The sequence below is a fragment of the Bradyrhizobium sp. SZCCHNR1093 genome (genome assembly GCF_032381175.1).
Classification (GTDB): domain Bacteria; phylum Pseudomonadota; class Alphaproteobacteria; order Rhizobiales; family Xanthobacteraceae; genus Bradyrhizobium.
This window is the reverse complement of record NZ_JAUHJJ010000024.1, coordinates 1-2,572: the sequence shown is the minus strand read 5'-3', so window position 1 is coordinate 2,572 and position 2,572 is coordinate 1. Positions and strand designations below refer to the sequence as shown.

Genomic DNA, 2,572 nt, shown 5'->3' with positions numbered 1-2,572 from the left:
GTCTTGAAGCTGCTTTTGGATTGGCAGGACTGGAGCGACCGGCGCGGCGTTCCCATCAACATCATCACCCAGTTCTGCTTCGAGAGCGCGCCGATCCTGGACTGGTTGTGGCAGCTCCGCGCCCACGGCGTGCTGCTGCCGGTCACGATCGGGCTGGCCGGTCCTGCCACCCCTGCGACGTTGGTGAAGTTCGCCTTGCGTTGCGGCGTCGGCAATTCCTTGCGCGCGGCGCGCAACCGGATTGGACGCTACGGCCGACTGATGACCGAAACGGGACCAGACGAGGTGGCGTGCGGGCTTGCCGACGCGCCGCCTGCGGATACGCAAGCCATCACAGGCTTCCACCTGTTTCCCTTCGGCGGTCTCCGCAAGGCGGCCCGCTGGCTGCGCGACGACAAGGCCGATGGGACGAGGGCACCTCCTGCCGGGCCAGGGGCTGGAAAGTCGTAGCTCGAAAAGAGAAAGGAGACGACAGCGAGCAGGGCACCGGTTTCGTAGCGCGATGGCCGCAGGCATGCGATTGGGATTCATCAGCATGGTCGTTGTCTCCGACGACTGCGGACGCGTATCGGCAATCCCGCGGCGCTGGTTGCGTCCGGGTGATCCGTGAAGTTCATGCCCTCTTCGAAAGTGATGAGGGCGCAGGGAATGCCGCATAGGCGTTAAGGTAGCGCGAGCATCGATTGATACTTGCGTTTTCGAGGAGGCTCGCGAAGGTGGCGCCCCAACGCGCGTTTTCTGCGGCGCAAGCAACGGATGGTTGGTTGTGGAATGATTGCTTGCAGCAAGGATGCAACGAGCTGCTGCAGGACCCGCCAAGCGCCAGGCGTCGTTAAGCGGCCTGCGTCCAGTGGGGAGAGTCCTCGAAGTCGCTGGCAAGCGGCTCGAGCAACAGGATGATCAGGAGGTGGGCCAGCAGGTAGGGCTTGGCAGAGCGCGGATCGGTTCCTGGCGGCGTCTTGAGGCCAATCAGACTCTTCAGTCGCTTGAACCCAAGCTCGATCCGCCATCGCAATCGATAGAGCGCAAGCACATCTTTGGTGGAGAACTCGTCCCGCGCGAGCGACGTGATCAGAATGACCCAATCCGCAGCCTCCAAAGTTTCTTTGGAGATGATGCGGTTTTCATCTTTTGCGTCTTGCCGGGCTTTACGCCGAGAAGCAGCAGCCGCACCGGTGGGCTTCTTGATTGCGACCAGACGCATAGCCAGAGGCGCGCCGCCCTTGCGCTTGATCCAAATCTCCCGATCGACCAGTCCGCGCGCCTTCGCGGCACGCAATTGGGCCATCAGATCGAACGGAAGGCCTTTGGCGTCAAGCCAACGTGCGTTCTTCCAGCCCGCTCGGATCAAAACGTCGGCCCCGGCTTCGCGGACGGCCGCAATGCGGTCAGGTTGCAGATAAGCGCGGTCAGCAATGCGGATCTCGTTCTTGACCACTGGTATCCGGTCAAACGTTTCGCCCTCTTGCTGATCTGTCAGCTCGAAGTGACCAAAGCGCTCATAGGGCAGATCAAATGCGCTATGAACGCGCCAAAGCTCACTGTTCTTGCGCGCAGCCGGTCCCGCCTGAGGCACTGTCGTCGCATCGATGATGCGGATCAGGCGGCCTTGGCTCGCCTTCGGAGCTGCCGCAGCGAGCAAGCCCTCCACCAGCACCGCAAACCAATCACCACATTGACGCAGCCGATAGAACAACGCCACGCTGGTGAGGTCGGCAAGGCCAACAGAAGCCGCCCATGCGGCTGTCGATCTCAGCCCTCTTTCACCCAAACAATAGGCCAGCATCAGCCGAAGTAACGTCACCGCATCTGGAATCTGCCGCCGACGCGCGAAGGCCTTCGTCTGGCGCGCAGTTTTCTCGAGCTGCGCAGCCCCGCCCAGCTGCGCAACCACTCTCGTCCAGTCCTCGTTCAGGAGCGATTCGTCTGCCATCCCCTGTTCGAATCACGGCGGATTCCAACACTCAAGCATAAACTTAACGCCTATGAGGTCGACCGGGCTGCGCGTGCGGTTCTTTCGTTGGCGGAAGTCGAGCCAACGCCCGGGATGCACCTGGCGCAATAGCGGGCTCATGTGCTCGGCCTTGCGGATGTGCGGACGTCCCATACGTGCCACGTCCGAAAGCCGCTGGCCGGTCATCATGAACAGCGCCAGAGCCAGATAGGCCTTGCTGCCGACCGGGTGGCGCTGCTTGAACTGCAGGATCTCCTCGATGCGCCAGGTATGATGCCCGCCGGTCTTGGGCACGTCGAGCAGCTCGACCTCCTTGGCGAGATTGGCGACCATCAGCTTCGGTTCGGTCTTGACCGCCCATTCCGACAGCTTGCGAAGCGCCTTCAGCCGGTGGTTCGCCGAGTTGATCGAGGTCAGCGCCTTGCGGTTGATCAGCACCTGGATCTTGGCCCCTTGGGAATGTCGCAGGGGAGATCGCCGACTTCGAGCTCGGCGCCCTCCTGCACCGGCTCACGGCACAGGGCGTCCAGGATGCGCCGCCGGTTCTTCTGGGTCTCGACGTCGTAGCCTAGAAATTCCAGGCACTCCCGGTAGAATTTCTGGATCAGCCAACGCAGC

The 2,572-nt window shown here is 62.2% G+C and carries 3 protein-coding genes and 1 pseudogene; 1 reads left to right on the top strand and 3 read right to left on the bottom strand.

Annotation, left to right across the window (positions count from 1 at the left end; all coding sequences use genetic code 11):
• Positions 1 to 450, top strand: a pseudogene (locus tag QX070_RS32985) (hypothetical protein); the annotation flags it as partial.
• Positions 451 to 832: 382 nt separating this feature from the next.
• Here the strand turns inward: QX070_RS32985 and QX070_RS32980 are convergent.
• The 3 genes from QX070_RS32980 to QX070_RS32970 form a co-directional block, all read right to left on the bottom strand.
• Positions 833 to 1,933, bottom strand: a complete 1,101-nt coding sequence (locus QX070_RS32980) for an IS4 family transposase (RefSeq protein WP_315701243.1) — start codon at positions 1,931 to 1,933, stop codon at positions 833 to 835.
• 12 nt (positions 1,934 to 1,945) lie between these two features.
• Complete coding sequence (locus QX070_RS32975; RefSeq protein WP_315741308.1) at positions 1,946 to 2,392, bottom strand: hypothetical protein; 447 nt, start codon at positions 2,390 to 2,392, stop codon at positions 1,946 to 1,948.
• Positions 2,386 to 2,572, bottom strand: a 187-nt coding sequence (locus tag QX070_RS32970; RefSeq protein ID WP_315741307.1) for a hypothetical protein, incomplete at its 5' end; no start/stop codon positions are given. The genes QX070_RS32970 and QX070_RS32975, both read right to left, overlap by 7 nt.